This is a genomic window from Afifella sp. JA880, from assembly GCF_025379905.1.
Lineage (GTDB): Bacteria > Pseudomonadota > Alphaproteobacteria > Rhizobiales > Afifellaceae > Afifella > Afifella aestuarii.
In genome coordinates this window covers 136962-156433 of the sequence record NZ_JAOANH010000003.1, presented here as the reverse complement: position 1 = coordinate 156433, position 19472 = coordinate 136962, and the positions used below count along the sequence as shown (strand labels likewise).

The 19472-nt window shown below is 64.2% G+C and carries 13 protein-coding genes; 8 read left to right on the top strand and 5 right to left on the bottom strand.

Going from position 1 to position 19472, the window contains the following annotated elements:
* Positions 1–147: 147 nt before the first annotated feature.
* From NYQ83_RS13745 to NYQ83_RS13735, 3 genes are all read right to left on the bottom strand, one after another.
* Entirely contained in the window at positions 148–1320 is a 1173-nt protein-coding gene (locus NYQ83_RS13745; RefSeq protein ID WP_261215361.1) for a GNAT family N-acetyltransferase, read from the bottom strand.
* 114 nt (positions 1321–1434) lie between these two features.
* Positions 1435–1986: a DUF924 family protein gene (locus NYQ83_RS13740; RefSeq protein ID WP_261215359.1), complete on the bottom strand. Its 552-nt coding sequence runs from the start codon at positions 1984–1986 to the stop codon at positions 1435–1437.
* 8 nt (positions 1987–1994) lie between these two features.
* Entirely contained in the window at positions 1995–3833 is a 1839-nt protein-coding gene (locus NYQ83_RS13735; RefSeq protein ID WP_261215358.1) for a long-chain-acyl-CoA synthetase, read from the bottom strand.
* A 74-nt stretch (positions 3834–3907) separates the two neighbouring features.
* Here NYQ83_RS13735 and NYQ83_RS13730 point away from each other — a divergent pair, with 74 nt between their 5' ends.
* Positions 3908–4162, top strand: coding sequence for a sulfurtransferase TusA family protein (locus tag NYQ83_RS13730; RefSeq protein ID WP_246008342.1), 255 nt, complete (start codon positions 3908–3910; stop codon positions 4160–4162).
* A gap of 42 nt (positions 4163–4204) precedes the next feature.
* Here the strand turns inward: NYQ83_RS13730 and NYQ83_RS13725 are convergent, their stop codons facing one another.
* A complete protein-coding gene (locus NYQ83_RS13725; protein WP_164879529.1) occupies positions 4205–5503 on the bottom strand; it encodes a D-alanyl-D-alanine carboxypeptidase family protein in 1299 nt (432 codons plus the stop codon).
* A gap of 187 nt (positions 5504–5690) precedes the next feature.
* Here NYQ83_RS13725 and NYQ83_RS13720 point away from each other — a divergent pair, with 187 nt between their 5' ends.
* The 7 genes from NYQ83_RS13720 (at position 5691) to pyc (ending at position 18866) form a co-directional block, all read left to right on the top strand.
* Complete coding sequence (locus NYQ83_RS13720) at positions 5691–6737, top strand: TAXI family TRAP transporter solute-binding subunit (protein ID WP_314733308.1); 1047 nt, start codon at positions 5691–5693, stop codon at positions 6735–6737.
* A 123-nt stretch (positions 6738–6860) separates the two neighbouring features.
* The gene (locus NYQ83_RS13715; protein ID WP_261215355.1) at positions 6861–9002 is read left to right on the top strand and encodes a TRAP transporter permease; all 2142 of its coding nucleotides are present in this window, start codon (positions 6861–6863) and stop codon (positions 9000–9002) included.
* 87 nt (positions 9003–9089) lie between these two features.
* Positions 9090–10253 (top strand): M20 aminoacylase family protein, encoded by a 1164-nt coding sequence (locus tag NYQ83_RS13710; protein ID WP_261215354.1) that lies wholly within the window; start codon positions 9090–9092, stop codon positions 10251–10253.
* A gap of 114 nt (positions 10254–10367) precedes the next feature.
* The gene (gene treZ / locus NYQ83_RS13705; protein WP_261215353.1) at positions 10368–12149 is read left to right on the top strand and encodes a malto-oligosyltrehalose trehalohydrolase; all 1782 of its coding nucleotides are present in this window, start codon (positions 10368–10370) and stop codon (positions 12147–12149) included.
* Complete coding sequence (gene treY, locus NYQ83_RS13700; protein ID WP_261215352.1) at positions 12142–14862, top strand: malto-oligosyltrehalose synthase; 2721 nt, start codon at positions 12142–12144, stop codon at positions 14860–14862. Before treZ ends, treY begins: the two co-directional genes overlap by 8 nt.
* Before the next feature lie 132 nt (positions 14863–14994).
* Positions 14995–15270, top strand: a complete 276-nt coding sequence (locus NYQ83_RS13695; RefSeq protein ID WP_370642387.1) for a glycine zipper domain-containing protein — start codon at positions 14995–14997, stop codon at positions 15268–15270.
* 113 nt (positions 15271–15383) lie between these two features.
* A complete protein-coding gene (gene pyc / locus NYQ83_RS13690) occupies positions 15384–18866 on the top strand; it encodes a pyruvate carboxylase (RefSeq protein ID WP_409977003.1) in 3483 nt (1160 codons plus the stop codon).
* 9 nt (positions 18867–18875) lie between these two features.
* On the opposite strand, the gene NYQ83_RS13685 is transcribed toward pyc, so the two are convergent.
* Complete coding sequence (locus NYQ83_RS13685; RefSeq protein ID WP_261215350.1) at positions 18876–19463, bottom strand: O-acetyl-ADP-ribose deacetylase; 588 nt, start codon at positions 19461–19463, stop codon at positions 18876–18878.
* Positions 19464–19472 lie beyond the last annotated feature (9 nt).

Sequence of the window (19472 nt, the reverse complement as noted above, 5' to 3'; positions counted from 1 at the left end):
CGCTGTCAGCTCGTTACACGAGATTCGTAATATTCTCCTGAGAGGACGAAACGATTGCGGCTAAAACCTGAAGGAAATTTGCCGAGGGACGTTTAAGCCTATCGCGTCTGTCTTGCGCGAAGCTTGCACGGGTGTTTGCGGCTCGGGTCAGTTGCGGCGGAAGCGTCCTTGCAGGCGGTCGCGGACGGCCCGCGCCTGCTGACGGAGAAGCCAGCGCCCATGCTCGGCCGAGCGGGCAAGCCGCGCCCTTGTGGCGGACGGCGTCACCTCCAGAACGGCTGCTTCATAAGGCTCCGAATGGTGCCAGTAATGTGTGAGCAGCCGGGCATCGGTGGTGTTCGAAACGGGATCGATCCGGGCGATTGTGGGATCCGAGAGCCATAGCCGGGTGTTGCGCAGGATAAGCTGAACACCAGGCGAAAAGCGCGAAAAGCTCTCGTCGAAGGCGATCTTCCAGGGGATGAGGAGCGAGCCGGAGACCAGCGTGATCGAGGATGCGGCCAGCTTGCCGCCGACCGTCAGGCGCTCGATTCTGGCTGCATCGCGGGCGCCTGGCGCGAGGATCGCATCTTCGGCGAAGCCTCTGCCGGCATGGTTGAGGATGGCGGTGCCGCGGCGGCCCTTCCAGCCGGCGGCCTCCAGCGCGAGGAAATCCTCGAACGCCGCGGGGAGCGCTGGGCCGGTCGCCGTTGAAAACTCCACCGGGCCCTCGTCCTCCAGCCGGCGGCGAAGGCGGCCGATGTCCTTGCGGCGCTGTGACGAGATGCCGGCTTCGAATTCCTGGAGGGCATCCGGCTCGGCGGTGAGGATGGGACGTTCTTCGCGAAAGATCGTGTGAACCCGACCCTCGGCCGCACGCCGCAGACTGATCCAGGTGTCGCAGAGGACGGGCGTGTCGCTCAGCATCAAAAGCTCGATGCCAGCGTCTGCGAGATCGGCGAAGAGCGCCCGGGCAACGGCGTGTCCGCGGGCGCGATCAAGCAGCGGCACGCCCAGAGGGCCATAATTGTGGCTCCAGATCTGAGCCATGCGCAGCGCGCCGCGGCGAAAAGGTGCGCATAGGATCGGCGCGAAGAAGACGAGGCGGGTGCCGGCATAGAAAAGCGCGAGCTCGACCTCTCCGTTGCCGAACGCCCTGATGGCGGGGCCGAGGAAGGCCGGAAGATAGAAGGGATTGGCGTCGAGGCTTTCGCCCGCCAGCCTTTCGATCTCGTCGGCATGGACGCTCAAGGCTTCCGGCTTCTCGATGAGAAGGCGGAATGTCGGCTCTGTGGCAGGGCCCGGGGTTTTCACCCAGCCGGCGTCGCTCTTCAGGGGCATCATCTCCATTATACAACGCTAGCAGAGGCCGAGCAGCGGGGAGGGAATTAGGTAAAATTATCCCTAACAAGGCCGCTCAACTTCGCACAACGCACCGCAGGATCGGACCCCGCTTCAGCCGGAAAAACCGCCTTCCTCCAGAAACCGCAGCTCTGCGGGGCTCGTGTGCCGGCCGAGCACGGCATTTCTGTGGGGGAAGCGGGCGAAACGGCGAATGATGTCCCGATGCTCCAGGGCAAAGGAGAGCGTGCCGGCCTTGTCGAGCCGGTGGCTGAGCGCGACGCAACGGTCCTGGTCGGCGAGGCTTTCGGAATGCATGAAGGGCATGGCGAAGAATTTCGCGACGTCCGCCGGCACCTGGTTCTCGTAGCCCTCAGACAGGGCTTTCCTGGCCAGCCGAAGCGCTGCCGCGTCGTTGGCGAAAGCCTCCGGCCGCTGACGGCAGAGATTGCGGGAGAATTGATCGAGGAGGAGGATGAGGGCGAGAGCGCCGTCTGGCGTCTCGACCCAGTCCTCGAGCGCGCCTTTCGATGCGGCCTCATGCAGGGCGCCGAAGCGCTCGCCGATCTCGCGATCGAAGGCGTCGCTCTTCTTGAACCATTTCTCCGGGCCCGCCTCGCGCCAGAAGGCGATCACGTCGTGCGGGTCCGGATTTGTCTCTGACATCTCTTGCCTCAAAGCCGGAGATCACCGCTCTCGACCTCTTCATAGAGGCCCGTGTCGAGCGGCACATAGGTCTGCTTTTCCGGGTGCAGCATATAGAGCGGATCGGCGATGCGGTTCGGGTCGAAGCCCTCACGCACGAGGTCGACCTTGCGCTGCTTGAAGGTGCCGGTCATCTCCATCGATTGCTGCAGACGCAGGAAGATCGGCCGCGCATACCGCGGCAGATGCCGTTCCACATGGACGTAGAAGCCGTTCATATCGAAGGTTTCTTCGACGACGAGCGAGGCCATGCCGGCGCGTCCGTCGGTGTTGGGCACCGAAACGCCGAAGACATTGGCATCCTTGACACCCGGATAGACGGTGATCGCCTCCGCCACTTCGGAGGTGGCGACGTTCTCGCCCTTCCAACGGAAGGTGTCCCCGATGCGATCGACGAAATAGAAATAGCCCATTTCGTCCTTCTTCATGAGGTCGCCGGTGCGGAACCACATATCGCCCTTTGTGAAGACGTCCTTGAGGATCTTCTTCTCGGTCGCCTTGGGATCGGCGTAGCCTTCGAAGCGCTGGCTGGGGCGGCTCGGGTCGTCGATGATTTGCGAGATCACCTCGCCGATTTCACCCGGTGCGCATTTCATGCAGAAGCCATCGGGACCGCGCTCCGGCTCTTCGGAGGAATGGTCGAAGCGGACGATCTCGGTGACGAAACGCTTCTCCGCCCATTTCGGAATGCGCCCGACGGAGCCGACCTTGCCGTCGAAATTGAAGAAGACGGCGTTGCCTTCCGTCGCCGCGTACCATTCCAGGATCTTCGGGATGGCGAAGCGGTTTTTGAAATCTTCCCAGATGTCGGGGCGCAGACCGTTGCCGCAGGCAAGCCGAAGCTTGTGCTGACGCTCCTTGGGGTGCGTCGGGCTGTTCAAGAGGTACCGGCAGAGCTCGCCGATATACTGGAAGATCGTGCATTCGTAGTCGACGACATCGTCCCAGAACTGACTTGCAGAGAATTTCTCGCGGATGACGACACTGGCGCCCGCTGTCAGCGCCGCGCCGGAAGCGAGCACGCTGCCGGTCGTATGATAGAGCGGCAGGCAGACATAGATGCGGTCGTGCGGCTTCATATCCATGGCGCCGTTGAAGCCGAGCGAGATGGCGAGCACGCGGTAATGGTTGATGTTGGCGGCCTTCGGCATGCCGGTCGTGCCGCTCGTATAGATGAAGAGGCAGCGGTCCGACGTGGTCAGCTTCGGCCTTTCGGAGGCTTCGAGCGGATCGCGGCTGAACGTGTCGAGCGCCTCGTCGAGCCGCTTCCAGGCGTCCACGCCGCTGCCATAGGCCCAGTATTCCGCTTTCGTCTGGAGAAAGGGATCGGCGGTGTGGAAGCCGTCTGAGATCGCCGTGTCGACGATGATGTGCTTCGGCTCCACGATGTTCACGCAATTGGCGAGGACCGGCCCGCGCAGATTGGTGTTGAGGCAGGCGGTGACGCCGCCGGCCCGCGCAATACCGAGCCAGGCGGCCATGTATTCCGGCTTGTTCGGCATCATCAGGGCGACGCAATCGCCCTTTTTGACGCCGTTGGCGATGGCCCAGCGGGCATATTGGTTGGCCCGCTCGTTGTATTCGCGGTAGCTCATGCGCTCGTTCTCGGCGATCATCGCCGGCCGGTCGCCATGCTCTTTTGCGATGTCCTCGATCAGATCGGGAAAAGTGCGGTTGCGGTTCTTTGCCGCCGAGCTGACTTTGCGAAGTGCACGCAGGGCGCCGCGTACATAGGCGAGTTCGCTCTTGATTCTTTCGATAAAGCCCATCGTCTCCCCCGCCGCTTCAGGCAGAAGAGCCCGCGGCATTCTTGCTGTTTCTGGCATCTCTTCCCATACCAGGGACGGAAATTGAAGAGGTCAAGCCTGCAAGGAGGCCGATGTTGGCCATTCATTCAGGGGATGAAGAAAACAACTGCCACGTCATCGATGTGCGCGGGCTGAAATGCCCGCTGCCGGTTTTGAAAACCGCCAAGGGGGTCGCGTCTCTGCCGCCGGGCGTACGGGTCGTGGTTCTGGCGACCGACCCGATGGCGGCGATCGACATTCCGCATTTCTGCAACGAACGCGGCCACCGCTTTTTGGGGCGTCACGACGACGAGGGTGTCAGCCGCTACGAGATCGAAACCGGCGGCTGAGAATCCCTGTCGAAAGGCCGCCGGGCCGGGCGGCGCTTATGCCTACCGGTCGGGCCGCGGGCGCGGCATCAGGGCCGGGGCTGCAAGGAGCAGGACGGGATCGACGGGCGCTGCCTTGTTCGCTTCTTCGCTCGGCGCGAAGGCCGTCGCAAGCTGCGGCCGGGGCGGGATGGCGATCGTGGGGCGCGGCCGCGGCATGACGCCGAGCTGTGCCGTCAGAATCTCCTGCGCAAGGTCGTCGACACCCGGGCCTTCGACGCCGCCGGTCGCCACCTCGATCGGGGTCACAGGGCCTTTGCGCTGGCCGATATGGGAGGGTTTGAAGCCGTCTCCCTCGTCGACCATGATGAGGCCGCCCTTCATGGGCTTGTAGATCGGGTTCGACTTGGAGGCGACCTGCTTGCCCTTCTGCGGGCTGCACACCTGATCGCGCATGTCGTAGGGCTCGGTGTAGCGGGAGCCGGAATTGATGCGGGTGATGTCGGGGCCGCCTGAGAAGAGCCCTCCGCCGCGGTCGAAGCCTGCATCCAGCAGACGGGCGGCGCGTTCGGCGCGGTCGATACCGTTGTCGGCGCCCAGAACGACCGCGATCAATTCGCGCCGGCCGCGCTGCGCGGTCGCGACCAGGTTCCAGCCGGAATCGCAGATATAGCCGGTCTTCATTCCGGTGGCGCCGCGGTAGCGGCCGATCAGAAGGTTGGTGTTGCGCTTCACCGCACCCCCGACCTTGATGGCGGGGACGTTGAAATAATGCCGGTAGCTCGGGAATTCGTCGAAGATCGCCCGCGTCAGAAGCGCGAGGTCGCGCGCGCAGGTGACCTGGTGCGGACTGTAAAGGCCGTGCGGGTTGACGAATTGCGTGCGCGTCATGCCGAGACGCTTCGCCTCGAGGTTCATGCGCAGCAGAAAATTGTCATAGCCGTCGCCGACCGATTCCGCGATCGCCATCGCCATGTCGTTGGAGGAGCGCGCCAGCATGACCTTGAGCGCGTTGTCGACCGTCAGGACCGAGCCGGGTTTGAAGAAACGCGCCGCATAAGGCTGGTTGTAGGCGTGCTGCGACATCACCACTGGCGATTTCAGCGTGATCTCGCCGACTTGGAGCGCGCGGAAGACGACGAAGGCCGTCATCAGCTTGGTCGTGGACGCCGGATACCAGGGGCGGAGCGCATCATGCTCCTCGTACACGTCGCCGGTTTTCGCATCGACCAGGAGGTAAGGCCCCAGGACGTCGCCATCGCCAGCCGCTTCGTTGGCGGCGGCGGCAAGGGGAGCGGTCACAAGAAACAGGAGAGCGAGCAGCAGGCGCGCCCCTGAAAGCATGCGAAGCGGAGATGTCAAGGTTTCGGCCCCACAGTTGTCCGGGTCAGACTTACGCGACCGCCGCTCCGTAACACAATTCGGCTCACTTTCACAAACGCGCCTTGCTTGAGTTTCCGTGAGCCCTCGCGCGGGCTTTGCTTTCCGGCCGATAGCCCATAAGCTCAGTCTTCCAAAACAATAAGACTGCAATGGTGGGAGGAACAGAATGCTATTCCAGCGCAAAGTTTTACGCTCCTTTGTCATGGCCGCGACGAGCCTTGCTCTCGTTGGTGCGATTGCCTGGCCTTCTTCGGGGCGAGCCCAGGAAGAACAGAATTACCTTCTGGCGACCGCTTCAACGGGAGGAACTTATTATCCGGTGGGTGTTGCTCTTGCCACGCTCATCAAGGTCAAGCTGCAGCCGACTGAGAAGATCGGCCTGTCGGCGATCAACTCGGCGGGCTCGGCCGAGAACATCAAGCTGATGCGCGACAACGAGGTTCAGTTCGCCATCCTGCAAGGCCTTTATGGCGCTTATGCGAAGAAGGGCTCCGGCCCGTTGGAAAATGAAGGGCCGCAGGAGAACCTCCGCTCCGTCACCATGCTGTGGCCGAATGTGGAGCACTTCGTCCTGAAATCCGACCTCGCGGACACCGGCACGATCGCCGATGTCGCGAACGCCAAGGGCAAGTCGATCAATCTCGGCGCGCAGAATTCCGGTACGCTCGGCTCCAACCGCACCATCCTCGGCAATCTCGGCTACGACATCGATCAGGATTTCACCCTGGCCTATTCCGGTTACGGCCCGGCGGCGGAAGCCCTGCAGAACGGTCAGGTGGTGCTGATTTCGACGCCGGCGGGCCCGCCGGTCGGTGCGATCAGCCAGGCCTTCGCCAATATGGGCAACGACATCACCGTTCTCGATTTCACCGATGAGGAGATGCAGGAGGCGAACGGCGATTTCGATGAATTGTGGACGCGCTTCACGATCCCGCCCGGGACCTATCCGGGGCAGGAGAAGGAGATCAACACGATCGCGCAGCCGAACTTCCTCGCCGTGCGCGACGATGTGCCGGAAGAGACCATCTACAAGATGACAAAGACGATCTACGAGAACCTGCCGTTCCTGCAGGGCATTCATCCGGCGACGAAGAATATGAAGCTCGAAGCGGCGATCGCCGGTCTGCCGCTGCCGCTGCATCCGGGCGCGGCGCGCTATTACGAAGAGCAGGGGATCACGATCCCGGACCGTCTCAAGGTTTCGGCCGAATAAAAGGCGCGTGCGAAACGCCGCTTCAGGCCTGATCACGGGCCGCGTGCGCTGGCATGCGGTCCGCTCGGCTGAGACGGCGTCTTTCTATCTCCGCGAAAGTTTTCCAGCTGCAGGGATCGGACGATGAGCGAGGCGCAAGACGCGTCTGAGCAGGCCGCGCCTCAGAAGGATGTCGACGGCGAAGTCGAAACGCATGTCAGGAGCCTCGTCTCCTGGCCCGCCAGGGTTTTCGCCGCCTGCGGCATTGCCATCTCGCTCTTCCATATCTGGGCGAACATCGACGGGCGCGTGTCGACCTTGTGGCTCGTCGGCATTCACTTTGCCGGTTTCGCCTTTCTTGCCTGCCTGCGCTATCCGATGAAGATCGGCCGCTTCGTGGCGCCGCTCTGGCTCGACGCCACCACCGGCGCCGTGATCGCCGGTGCGACGCTCTTCATCATCGGCTCGGAGACGGCGATCTACGCGCAGGGGGTGCGTCTGTCGCCCGAGCATTGGGTGGCCGGAATTCTCGTCATTCTCGGTGCGATCGAGCTGACGCGGCGCACGACGGGGCCGATCATCCCGGTCCTCATCGTCCTGGCGCTCTCCTATGTGTCGTTTCTCGGTGCCTATGCGCCCGGCGTTTTCCGCTTCGCCGGGCTCTCCACCGAGACGGTTCTCTTCCGATCGATCTTCGCCGATGAGGGCATGTTCGGCACGATCGGGCGGATCTCTGCGAGTTTCGTCTTCATGTTCATCCTTTTCGGCGCGTTTCTGGTGCGCTCTGGAGCGGGTGATTTCATCATCGATCTTGCCCGCGCGCTCGCCGGCCGTCTCGTCGGAGGTCCCGGCTTCGTCGCTGTCTTTGCCTCGGGACTGACCGGCACGATCTCCGGCTCGGCCGTCGCCAATACGGTGTCGACCGGCGTCATCACCATTCCGCTCATGAAGAAATCGGGCTTTCCGCCACGTTTCGCCGCCGGCGTGGAAGCAGCCGCCTCGACCGGTGGGCAACTGATGCCGCCGATCATGGGGGCGGGCGCCTTCGTCATGGCGTCGAACACGCAGATCCCCTATCTCGACATCGTCGCCGTCGCGACGCTGCCGGCAATCGCCTATTTCCTCACCGTGGCCTTCTTCGTCCGGATCGAGGCGAAGAAGCACCATATCGTCGGCGTCGACGACGAAAGCCGCAGCGCCTGGGAGGTGCTGAAGGCGGGCGGCCCGGCCTTCCTCGTCCCCGTCGCAACCCTGATCGGACTTCTGATCTACGGCTTCACCCCGGTCTATGCCGCCGGCTGGGCGATCCTCTCCGTCGTTGCCGCCTCCTGGCTCACCAAGAACCGCATGGGACCGAAGGCGATCCTGGAGGCCCTGGCGCTCGGGGCGCAGAACATGATCATGACGGCGGTGCTTCTCATTGCCGTCGGGCTTATCGTCAACGTCATCGCCATGACCGGTATCGGCAACACCTTCTCGCTGATGATCGCCGAGTGGGCGGGCGGCAATCTCCTGATCGCGCTCCTCTTGATCGCGCTCGCCTCGCTGGTGCTCGGGATGGGGCTGCCGGTGACGGCCGCCTATATCGTGCTCGCGACGCTCTCCGCGCCCGCCCTTCAGGGCATGATCGAGAACGGCTATCTCGTCGACCTTCTGACTTCCGGCACCTTGCCGGAGGCGGCACGCGGGCCCTTCCTGCTCGCCGATCCCGAGGCGATGACGAAGCTTGCTGCGCCGATGAGCCGCGAGGCGGCGAACGCCTTCATCGCGGCGGCCCCCGCGGAAGTCCTGCGCCTCGTCCATGGCCAGGCGCTCGATCCGGCGCTGATCACGGCAGCACTTCTTTCGGCCCATATGATCATCTTCTGGCTGTCGCAGGATTCCAACGTCACGCCGCCGGTCTGTCTGACCGCCTTTGCGGCCGCGGCGATCGCCCGCACGCCGCATATGGCGACGGGGATGACGGCCTGGAAACTCGCCAAGGGGCTCTACATCGTGCCGATCCTCTTCGCCTATACGCCGTTCCTGCACGGCAGCGTGCCGGAGGTGCTTCTCGTCTTCGCGCAGGCGGTGATCGGCTCCTATGCCGTCGGTGCGGCTTTCGAGGGCTATATGGAGGCGCCGCTCGCCTGGCCGCTCAGACTTCTGGCGGGTGTCGCGGGTGTCGTCGTGCTGTGGCCGGGCCTGCCGGTTGCGACGGCGATCGGGGCGGCGATGACTTTTGCGCTGCTCCTATGGACGATCCGGCTCGACCGGCGCGGCCGAGCGGCCGAAGCACTCGCCTGAGCGCCGACCCGAAGCCTGGCAATTTCTCTGTGCTTGCCAGGTGCGGCACAGGCGCTAGCATCGGCTCTTTCACGAGAGAGCCGCGTCATGCCCGTCATCAACTCCCTTGCCGAAGCCGCCGACGAGATCACGCAATGGCGGCGCGATTTTCACCGCCACCCGGAGCTCCTCTACGAGGTGCCGCGCACGGCCAAAGTGGTGGCGGACAAACTGCGCGCTTTCGGTTGTGACGAGGTGGTGGAAGGCATCGGGCGAAGCGGTGTCGTCGGCATCATCCGCGGTCGCGGAGACGGCGATCGCGGCATCGGCCTTCGTGCCGACATGGACGCGCTGCCGATCGAGGAGGAGAGCGGCAAGCCATGGCGCTCCGAAACGCCCGGAAAGATGCATGCCTGCGGCCATGACGGGCATATGGCGATGCTGCTCGGCGCTGCGCGCTATCTCGCCGAAACGCGCAATTTCGCCGGCCGCGCGGTGATCGTCTTCCAGCCGGCCGAGGAAGGCGGTGCGGGGGCGCGCGCCATGATCGAAGACGGGTTGATGGAGCGTTTTGCCATCAGCGAGATCTACGGTCTTCACAATATGCCGGGCATTCCCGTCGGCCAGTTCGGCATCCGCCCGGGCCCGCTGATGGCGGCGACCGACAATTTCGTCATCCAGATCGAGGGCAAGGGATCACATGCCGCCAAGCCGCATGCCGGGGTCGATCCCGTTCTCGTCGGCTCGCAGATCGTCAATGCGCTGCAATCGGTCGCCTCGCGCAACGTCGATCCTTTGAAGAGTGCCGTTGTCTCCGTGACGACCTTTCACGCCGGCGACACGTTCAACGTCATCCCGCAGCGCGGGACCTTGAAGGGCACGGTGCGCACGCTCGATCCGGCCATCCGCGATCTGGTCGAGCGGCGCATGAACGAGCTCGTGCCGACGATCGGTCAGGCTTTCGGCGCGCGCGCCCGTCTCGATTACCAGCGGCATTACCCGGTGACGGTCAATCACCAGGAGCAGACGCACAAGGCGGCGGCCGTCGCGCGCGAAATCGTCGGGGAGGGGGCGGTCACCGAAGAGACGCCGCCGCTGATGGCGGGGGAGGATTTCTCCTATATGCTGGAAGCAAGGCCCGGCGCCTTCATCTTTCTCGGCAATGGCGATTCCGCCGGCCTTCACCATCCCGCTTATGATTTCAACGACAGTGCAGCACCTTACGGCGCGAGCTATCTGGCGCGTCTCGTCGAAACGGCGATGCCCGCGTGAGGCTCGGAACGCTGGGATCGCCTGAGCGTTGACCGGACACTGCACCCGCAACACTTTTAGTCGATATACTCCGTGACCCAGAGCTTCTTATTCGAAACGACATGGGGCGCATTCATGCGCCCGGAAGGCGGCGCCCGTTTCCGCTTGTGGGCTCCCGCTCAGAACGCATTGACGCTGCGCCTCGCCGGCCAGGATCTGGCGATGAACAAGGCCGATCGCGGCTGGTTCGAGCTCACCGTGCCGGAGGCCGAGGCGGGGCAGGACTATCAGTTCGTGCTGGAAGACGGTTTTGCCGTTCCCGATCCGGCCGCAAGGGCGCAGGCGGGCGACGTGCATGGGCCGAGCCGGCTCGTCGATCCGAAGGCCTATCGCTGGCAGAGCGCGGGCTGGCGCGGGCGCCCGGTCGAAGAGCTCGTCACCTACGAATTGCATGTCGGCACGTTCAGCCCGGCCGGCACCTTTGCGGGGGTCGAGGAACGGCTCGATTATCTTGCCGATCTCGGCGTCACCGCGATCGAGCTTCTGCCGGTGGCGCAGTTTTCCGGCAATCGCGGCTGGGGCTATGACGGCGTTCTGCTCTATGCGCCGCACAGCGCCTATGGCGGGCCGGAGGGGCTGAAAGCGCTCGTCGATGCCGCGCATCAGCGAAATCTGATGGTCATCCTCGACGTCGTCTACAATCACTTCGGGCCGGACGGGAATTATCTCCACATGTATGCCCCGTCCTTCTTCGACCCGGAGCGGCACACGCCCTGGGGCGCGGGCATCCATTACGATGACGCGGCCGTGCGCTCCTTCTTCATCGACAATGCGCTCTACTGGCTGGAAGAGTTCCGCCTCGACGGCATGCGTTTCGATGCGATCGACCAGATCAAGGGGCCGGGCGCCGAGACGCTCCTGCCCGAACTTTCCTCCCGCATCCGCGAAAAATGGCCCGACCGGCATATCCATCTGACGACGGAGGACGAGCGCAACATCGTCTCTCTGCACGAGCGCGACGCGGAAGGCGCGCCGCGCTATTTCACGGCGGAGTGGAATGACGATTTCCATCACGCCGCGCATTGTGCGGCAACGGCCGAGCATGAGGGCTATTACAAGGATTACGCCGATGATCCCGTCGGCCATCTGATGCGGATCCTGGGCGAGGGTTTTGCCTATCAGGGCGAGGTGTCCGAACATTGGGGCGGGCCGCGTGGCGTCGCGAGCGCCGGCCAGCCGCCGACGGCCTTCGTCACGTTCCTGCAGAACCACGATCAGGTCGGCAATCGCGCCGACGGCGAACGGCTCGCCGTGCTCGCCGACGAGGAGATGCTCAGGCTTCTGACGGCCATCCACCTCCTGCAGCCGCAATTGCCGCTCCTTTTCATGGGCGAGGAATATGCCGAGACGCAGCCCTTCCTGTTCTTCACCGATTTCCATGGCGAGCTCGCCGATCTCGTGCGCGAGGGGCGGCGACGTGAGTTCACCGCCTGGGAGAGCTTTCGCGACCCCGCGCGCCGGGCGGCGATCGCCGATCCGAACGACGTGAAAACGTTCGAGCGCTCATGCCTCGACTGGTCGGGTGCGGCGCGCGGCGAAGGGCATGAACATCTCGCCTTCACGCGCGAACTCCTGCATTTGCGCCATCGCGAGATCGTGCCGCGCCTTGCCGGCATGCGGGCGATGAACGCCGAGACGGAACGCCTCGGTGACCATGGTTTCCGCGTCACCTGGACGATGGGCGACGGGGCTCGGCTGACGCTCCTCGCCAATCTCGGCGATACGCCCGTTTCCACCGACAGCTACAAGCCGTCGGCTCCGATCTTTGTCTCCGGCCCGGGGGTCGATGCGGAGATCGCCGACGGTCTCGTGCCGGCGCTCGCCGTCGCCTTCTTCATGGAGACGTCCCATGCGTGAGGCAGGTCCGCCGCTTGAGGCGGTGCCGACGGCCACCTATCGCCTGCAGTTTCGCGAGGGGATGGATTTCGACACAGCGGCCGGGCTCGCGCCCTATCTGAAGCGCCTTGGCATCAGCCACCTCTATGCTTCGCCGATCTTCACGGCGGTGCCGGGTTCGACCCATGGTTATGACGTCGCCGATTTCGCCGAGCTCGACCCGGCGCTCGGCGGCGCGGAGGGGTTTGCCCGCCTCGCTGACGCTCTCAAGGCAAATGGCCTCAAGCTTCTCCTCGACATCGTGCCCAACCATATGGGCGCGTCGACGGCCAATCCCTATTGGGCGGACGTGCTCGAATGGGGCGAGGAGAGCCAGTATGCCGGCTATTTCGACATCGACTGGTCGGCGGCGAAGCTGCTCATTCCGGCGCTCGGTGCGCCCTATGGCAAGGTTCTCGAAGACGGGGAATTCGGGCTGCGTTTCGACAAGGACGAAGGCCGCTTCCGCTTCACCTATTACGACATCGCGCTGCCGCTGGCGCCGAATACCTATGGCCGGATTCTGGGCGAGATCGACGAGCCGGATTTTCAGGAGCTGTCGCTGACTTTCGCCACGGGTTCGGCCGACGGGGCGGGGCTTCTCCAGGAGCGGCTTGCGATGCTTGCCGAAGATCCCGAGGCGCTTGCCAAGATCGAAGGAGCGGTCGGCGAGATCTCGGCAGATCGAGAGGCGCTGCACGAACTCCACGAAGTGCAGAACTGGCGGCTTGCGCATTGGCGCATGGCGCGGGAGACTTTGACCTATCGCCGCTTCTTCGAGATCACCGATCTCGTCGGCGTGCAGGTCGATCGCCTGTCCGTCTTCGAGGCGACGCATGCGCTCGTCAAAGAGCTCGCAGAGAGAGGCGATGTCGCCGGTCTCAGGATCGATCATATCGACGGGCTTGCGGACCCCAAGGCCTATCTCGCGCAGCTCGCGGAGATTGAGAACGCTCCCTATGTCGTGGTCGAGAAGATCCTCGGCCCCGACGAAAGGCTGCCGGAAACCTGGCGGACGGCGGGGACGACCGGCTACGAATTCGCCCACGCCTTGACGGCGCTGCAGGTCGATACGGAGGGGCTTTCCCGCCTCGACGCGGCGTGGCGCGAGGAGACGGGCGAAACTCGGCCGTTTTCGGAGATTGTGCGCGAAACCAAGCGCCGCATTCTTACCTACAATCTCGCCGGCGAGCTCGCCTATCTCGTCGAACGCGCCCGCGAAATCGGCGAGAACGATCCGCTGACGCGCGATTACGGGCCGGATTCGCTGCGTCGTGCGCTGATTGAGGTCGCGACATCCTTCCCCGTCTATCGCAGCTATGTCGACCTGTCCGGCGCATCCGAGCAGGACCGCAAGCTCCTGCGAAAAGCCGGCGAGGAGGCGAAGCTCTCGCCCTTCGTGGAGGATCCGGGGGTCGTCGATTTCCTGGTCGGCCTTCTGCTTCTGGAAAACCTCTCCGATCACGAGACGATCGCAAGCGCGCTTTATCTCGCCCGCCGCTTCCAGCAGACGACCGGGCCGATGATGGCGAAAGCGCTGGAGGACACGGTCTTCTATCGCTTCAATCGGCTGATTGCGCTCAACGAGGTGGGCGGCGAGCCGGAGCCCGGCCCGCAGGCGAGCTTTCATCCCGCGATGCAGGAGCGGCTCGAAACGCAGCCGCAGGCGCTCTCGACGACGGCGACGCACGACACCAAGCGCGGCGAGGATGCGCGCGCCCGGATCTCTACGATCAGCGAAATGGCGGAGGAATGGGCGGACGCGGTGAAGCGATGGAACGCGATCCTCCTGCCGCTCGTGGCGGAGATCGACGACGGGCCGGCGCCGGAGCCGAATGTCGTCTGGCTGTTCCACCAGGCGCTCCTCGGCGGCTGGCCGCTGGAGCTTCAGCCGGACGATCATGACGGGATGCGCGATCTCGTCGAGCGGCTGGAAGCCTTCATGCTGAAGGCTGTGCGCGAGGCGAAAGAGCGGACGAGCTGGACGGCCGCCAATACGGCCTATGAGGAAAAGCTCTCCAACTTCGTGCGTTCGGCGCTCTCCAACGATTTTGCCGCCTATCGCCAGGATTTCCTCAAGGTGAGCGCTCCGCTCTTTGCAGCCGGTGCGGTCAATTCGCTGGTTCAGACGGTGATCAAGTTGACGGCGCCCGGCGTGCCGGATGTCTATCAGGGCACGGAATTATGGGATCTCTCCTTCGTCGATCCCGACAATCGCCGGCCGGTCGATTTCGACAGGCGCCGGGCGTTGCTCGATGAATTCGGGCTCGATGAATTCGGCGAGATGAGTTTTTCGGATGCGCTCTCCCGATGGCGCGAGGCGGTGCCGAAGGCATGGCTCGTGCAGCGTCTGCTTCGCCTGCGCGGCGAGCACCGTGGGCTCTTCCTCGAGGGCAGTTACGAACCGCTTGCCGTCGAAGGTCCGATGGCGGCGCAGATCACCGCCTATGCGCGCCGCGTGGAGGGCGAGACCCTCGTCGTGATCGTGCCGCGATTGCCGCTTTCGCTGCTCGAGCGGGACGACGGGCTCACTTTGCGCGTCGACGCCTTTGCCGACACGTTCGTGTCGCTGCCCGGCGGGGCGGCCCGTTTCGCCGATCTTCTCGGCGGTGGCGATGTCGAGGGCGATCGGATCGCGGCTTCGGAGCTTTTTCGCCGCGCGCCGCTGGCACTCCTCTTCGGCTCGGTGTCCTGAGATTTTGCCCGCGAGCGGGGTCGCGCCTAAACCTCCGGCATGGATGATGGAATTTTTGGAACCTTGGCATGGGTGCCCGTGTTGTGAGAACGGTTGACCGCACCCGGACACGGAGAGGATGGACGCATGAAAATTAAAGCCATTGCCATTGCTGCTGTTGCTGCCCTCAGCATCACTGCCTGTACGCAGACGGATAAGAACGCAGCGACCGGTGCTGCCATCGGCGGCGTCGGCGGCGCAGCGATCGGCGGGCTTGCGACGAAATCGGTTGGAGGCGCCGTGGTTGGTGGCGCGATCGGTGCCGCTTCCGGTGCCATCATCGGCTCGGTGGCGAGCCGCCCCGGCTATTGCTACTACCGCGATCGTTATGGTCGTCGCTACACCGCGGAGTGCCCGGCGGGCTACTGATCGCGCGCAGCTGAGTTGAAAGAGAGGCCTCCGGCGCAAGCCGGGGGCCTCTTCATTTGCGTCGCCGAAAACTGGCCGGTAAGAAAGTGCGTTCTTGCAGAGAGAGGGTGGCCTTGCGGAAAGTTTCTAAGCTCCTCGTCGCCAATCGTTCCGAAATTGCAATCCGCGTTTTTCGCGCGGCCAACGAGCTGGGGCTGAAGACGGTCGCCGTCTTCGCCGAGGAAGACAAGCTCGCCCTGCATCGTTTCAAGGCCGACGAGGCGTATCTGATCGGCTCTGGGTCGCATCTGCCGAACCAGATGGGTCCGATCGAGGCGTATCTTTCGATCGACGAGATTCTGCGCGTCGCCAAGGCGAGCGGTGCGGACGCCATCCATCCGGGCTACGGCTTTTTGTCGGAAAGCCCGGAATTTGCCGAGGCCTGCCGCGAGGCGGGCATCACTTTCATCGGCCCGTCGCCGGAGACGATGCGCCGGCTCGGCAACAAGGTCGCGGCGCGCAATCTCGCGGTCGAGGCGGGCGTGCCGGTGATGCCGGCGAGCGAGCCGCTGCCGGACGACGAGGGCCGCTGGAAGGAAGTCGCAAGCGAGATCGGCTACCCGGTCATGCTCAAGGCCTCCTGGGGCGGCGGCGGACGCGGCATGCGCGTCATCTCCAACGAGAAGGAACTCGTGGAGACCGTGCGGCAGGCGAAGCGCGAAGCCAAGGCCGCCTTCGGCAAGGACGAGGTCTATCTGGAAAAGCTCGTCGAGCATGCGCGCCATGTCGAGGTGCAGGTTCTCGGCGATCGGCACGGCAACCAGGTGCATCTTTTCGAGCGCGATTGTTCCGTGCAGCGGCGCCACCAGAAGGTCGTGGAGCGCGCGCCGGCTCCTTATCTCAGCGCCGAAAAGCGTGAGGAATTGTGCGGCTATGCGCTGAAGCTCGCCAAGGCCGCCGATTATGTCTGTGCGGGGACCGTTGAATTCCTGCAGGATTCCGCGACGGGCGAGTTCCACTTCATCGAGGTCAATCCGCGCGTTCAGGTGGAGCACACGGTCACCGAAGAGGTGACGGGCATCGATATCGTCAAGGCGCAGATCAAGCTGATCGAGGGCGAGAGGATCGGTGATCCGGCGTCCGGTGTGCCGTCGCAGGAGAAGATCTTCCTCAACGGCCATGCCCTGCAATGCCGCATCACGACGGAGGATCCGGAAGAGAATTTCATCCCGGATTACGGGCGTATCACCGCCTACCGCGGCGCCACAGGCTTCGGCATCCGCCTCGACGGCGGCACGGCCTATTCGGGCGCGGTGATCACCCGCTATTACGATCCGCTTCTGGAGAAGGTGACGGCCTGGGCGCCGACGGCGGAAGACGCCTTGAAGCGGATGCACCGGGCGCTGCGCGAATTCCGCATCCGCGGTGTGGCGACCAACCTCACCTTCCTGGAAAACATCATCACCCATCCGTCTTTCCAGGATAACAGCTACACCACCCGCTTCATCGACGAGACGCCGGAGCTCTTCGATACGGTGCGGCGCCGCGACCGCGGCACCAAGCTGTTGAATTATATCGCCGACGTCTCGGTCAACGGGCATCCGGAGACACGCAACAGGCCGCGCCCGCCGGCCGATGTGCCGCCGCCCGTGCCGCCCCTGTTCGAGGCGAAGGCGATGCCGGAGGATTTCCTCGGTACGCGCCAGCTCCTCGATCGCGACGGGCCGGAAGGGCTGGCGCGCTGGGTACGTGCACAGAAGCGGACGCTCGTCACCGATACGACCATGCGCGACGGGCATCAGTCGCTGCTTGCCACGCGCATGCGCACGCATGACATCGCGGCGATCGCGCCGGCCTATCAGGCGGCGCTGCCGGAGCTCTTCTCGCTCGAATGCTGGGGCGGGGCGACCTTTGACGTTGCCATGCGCTTCTTGACGGAAGATCCGTGGGAGCGGCTGAAACGCATCCGCGCCGGAGCGCCGGGTATTCTGATGCAGATGCTGCTTCGAGGCTCCAACGGTGTCGGCTACACCAATTACCCCGACAACGTCGTCCGCTTCTTCGTCGCCAAGGCGGCCGAGGCGGGGGTCGACGTGTTCCGCGTCTTCGACTGCCTCAACTGGGTCGAGAACATGCGGGTGTCGATGGATGCCGTCATCGAGAGCGGCAAGATCTGCGAAGGCACGATCTGCTACACCGGCGACCTCTTCGATCCGGACCGCTCCAAATACAACCTCGCCTATTACGTCGATCTCGCTAGGCAGCTGGAAAAAGCCGGCGCGCATATGATCGCCGTCAAGGATATGGCGGGTGTCTTACGTCCGGCCGCGGCGAAGGCGCTGTTCAAGGCGCTGCGCGAGGCGACCGATCTGCCGTTGCATTTCCACACGCATGACACGTCGGGCATTTCGGCCGCTTCGGTTCTCTCTGCGGTGGAGGAAGGCGTCGATATCGTCGATGCGGCGATGGATTCCGTCGCAGGTCTCACCTCGCAGCCGGCACTCGGCTCGATCGTGGAAGCGCTCGCCTCGGGCGAGCGGGCGACGGGCCTGACGCGCGATGCGATCCGCAAGATCGCGTTCTACTGGGAGGCCGTGCGCTACCAGTATGCGGCCTTCGAAAGCGATCTCAAGGCGCCGGCTTCCGAGGTCTATCTCCACGAGATGCCGGGCGGGCAGTTCACCAATCTCAAGGAGCAGGCGCGGTCCCTCGGGCTCGAATCGCGCTGGCACCGGGTGGCGCACACCTATCACGACGTGAACTTGATGTTCGGCGACATCGTCAAGGTGACGCCGTCCTCGAAGGTCGTCGGCGATATGGCGCTGATGATGGTGAGCCAGGATCTCTCCGTCGACGACGTCCTCGATCCGAGCCGTGAAATCGCCTTCCCGGATTCCGTCGTCAAGATGATGCGCGGCGAGCTGGGTCAGCCGCCCGGAGGCTGGCCGGAAGCGATCCAGAAAAAGGTTCTGAAGAACGACACGCCGATCACCGTGCGGCCGGGCTCCTTGATGGAACCGGCGGATCTGGAGGCGGAGCGTGCGAAGGCCACGGAAGCGGCCGATCACGAGATCTCCGACGAGGAGCTCGCCTCCTATCTCATGTATCCGAAGGTCTTCACCGACTTCGCCAGGGCGCAGGAGGATTACGGGCCGACGGAGGTTCTGCCGACGCCCGTCTATTTCTACGGCCTTGAAGCCGGCGACGAGGTGATGGTCGAGATCGAGCGTGGCAAGACGCTCGTGATCCGCTGTCAGGTGGTCGGCGAGCCCGACGAAGAGGGGCAGGTGCGCGTCTTCTTCGAGCTCAATGGCCAGCCGCGCTTCGTGCGCGTGCCGGACCGGGCGCATGGCGCGGCCGATGCGGCGCGGCGTCCGAAGGCGGAAGCGGGCAATGCCGATCAGGTGGGCGCGCCGATGCCAGGCGTCATCTCGCAGATCGCGGTCAAGGCCGGCGAGAAGGTGACGGCGGGCGACGTGCTCTTGTCGATCGAAGCGATGAAGATGGAGACGGCGATCCATGCCGACCGCGACGGCACGATCGAAGCGATCATCGTCAAGGCCGGAGATGCCGTCGACGCCAAGGACCTTCTGATCCGCTACGAGGCGGCCGAATAGGCTGTTTGATTATCGGCCCGGGTGTCCTGCCCGGGCCTCTTCGTCGGCGATCTCCGCCTCCTGGCCGATTTCGGCGAGGGCGCGGCGATGCTGCTCGGCCGATTCTTCGGAAAAACAGCAGAAGATGATTTCCGACAGAGCGCCCGGATGGCCTTCCGAATAGCCGACGCAGGTGGACGTCGCGATCGTCGCCGCGCGATCGGCGGGAAAGCCGTAGATGCCGGTCGAGATTGCCGGAAACGCGATCGTGTCAAGGCCGTTCTCTACCGCGATATCGAGCGCGCGCTTGTAGGCTGAGGCGAGAAGCTCCGCCTCGCCATGACCGCCGCCTTTAAAGCGCGGGCCGACGGCATGGATAACGTGGCGGGCCGGCAGATCATAGCCGTCCGTCAGGCGCGCCTCGCCTGTCGGACAGCCGCCGAGCGTGCGGCATTCTTCGAGGAGTTGCGGGCCGGCGGCGCGATGGATCGCTCCGTCGACCCCGCCGCCGCCCAGAAGCGACTGATTGGCGGCGTTGACGATGGCATCGACCTCAAGCGTGGTGATGTCGGCAATGATGATCGAGAGCGTCGTCTCGGCGATTTTAAGCGTGTCCATCTTCCGAGA

Coding starts and splice junctions, on each gene's coding strand:
- NYQ83_RS13720 (WP_314733308.1), top strand. CDS start 5,691: ATGCTATTCCAGCGCAAAGTTTTACGCTCCTTTGTCATGGCCGCGACG.
- treZ (WP_261215353.1), top strand. CDS start 10,368: ATGCGCCCGGAAGGCGGCGCCCGTTTCCGCTTGTGGGCTCCCGCTCAG.
- NYQ83_RS13735 (WP_261215358.1), bottom strand. CDS start 3,833: ATGCCGCGGGCTCTTCTGCCTGAAGCGGCGGGGGAGACGATGGGCTTT.
- NYQ83_RS13745 (WP_261215361.1), bottom strand. CDS start 1,320: ATGCCCCTGAAGAGCGACGCCGGCTGGGTGAAAACCCCGGGCCCTGCC.
- NYQ83_RS13740 (WP_261215359.1), bottom strand. CDS start 1,986: ATGTCAGAGACAAATCCGGACCCGCACGACGTGATCGCCTTCTGGCGC.
- NYQ83_RS13710 (WP_261215354.1), top strand. CDS start 9,090: ATGCCCGTCATCAACTCCCTTGCCGAAGCCGCCGACGAGATCACGCAA.
- NYQ83_RS13715 (WP_261215355.1), top strand. CDS start 6,861: ATGAGCGAGGCGCAAGACGCGTCTGAGCAGGCCGCGCCTCAGAAGGAT.
- treY (WP_261215352.1), top strand. CDS start 12,142: ATGCGTGAGGCAGGTCCGCCGCTTGAGGCGGTGCCGACGGCCACCTAT.
- NYQ83_RS13685 (WP_261215350.1), bottom strand. CDS start 19,463: ATGGACACGCTTAAAATCGCCGAGACGACGCTCTCGATCATCATTGCC.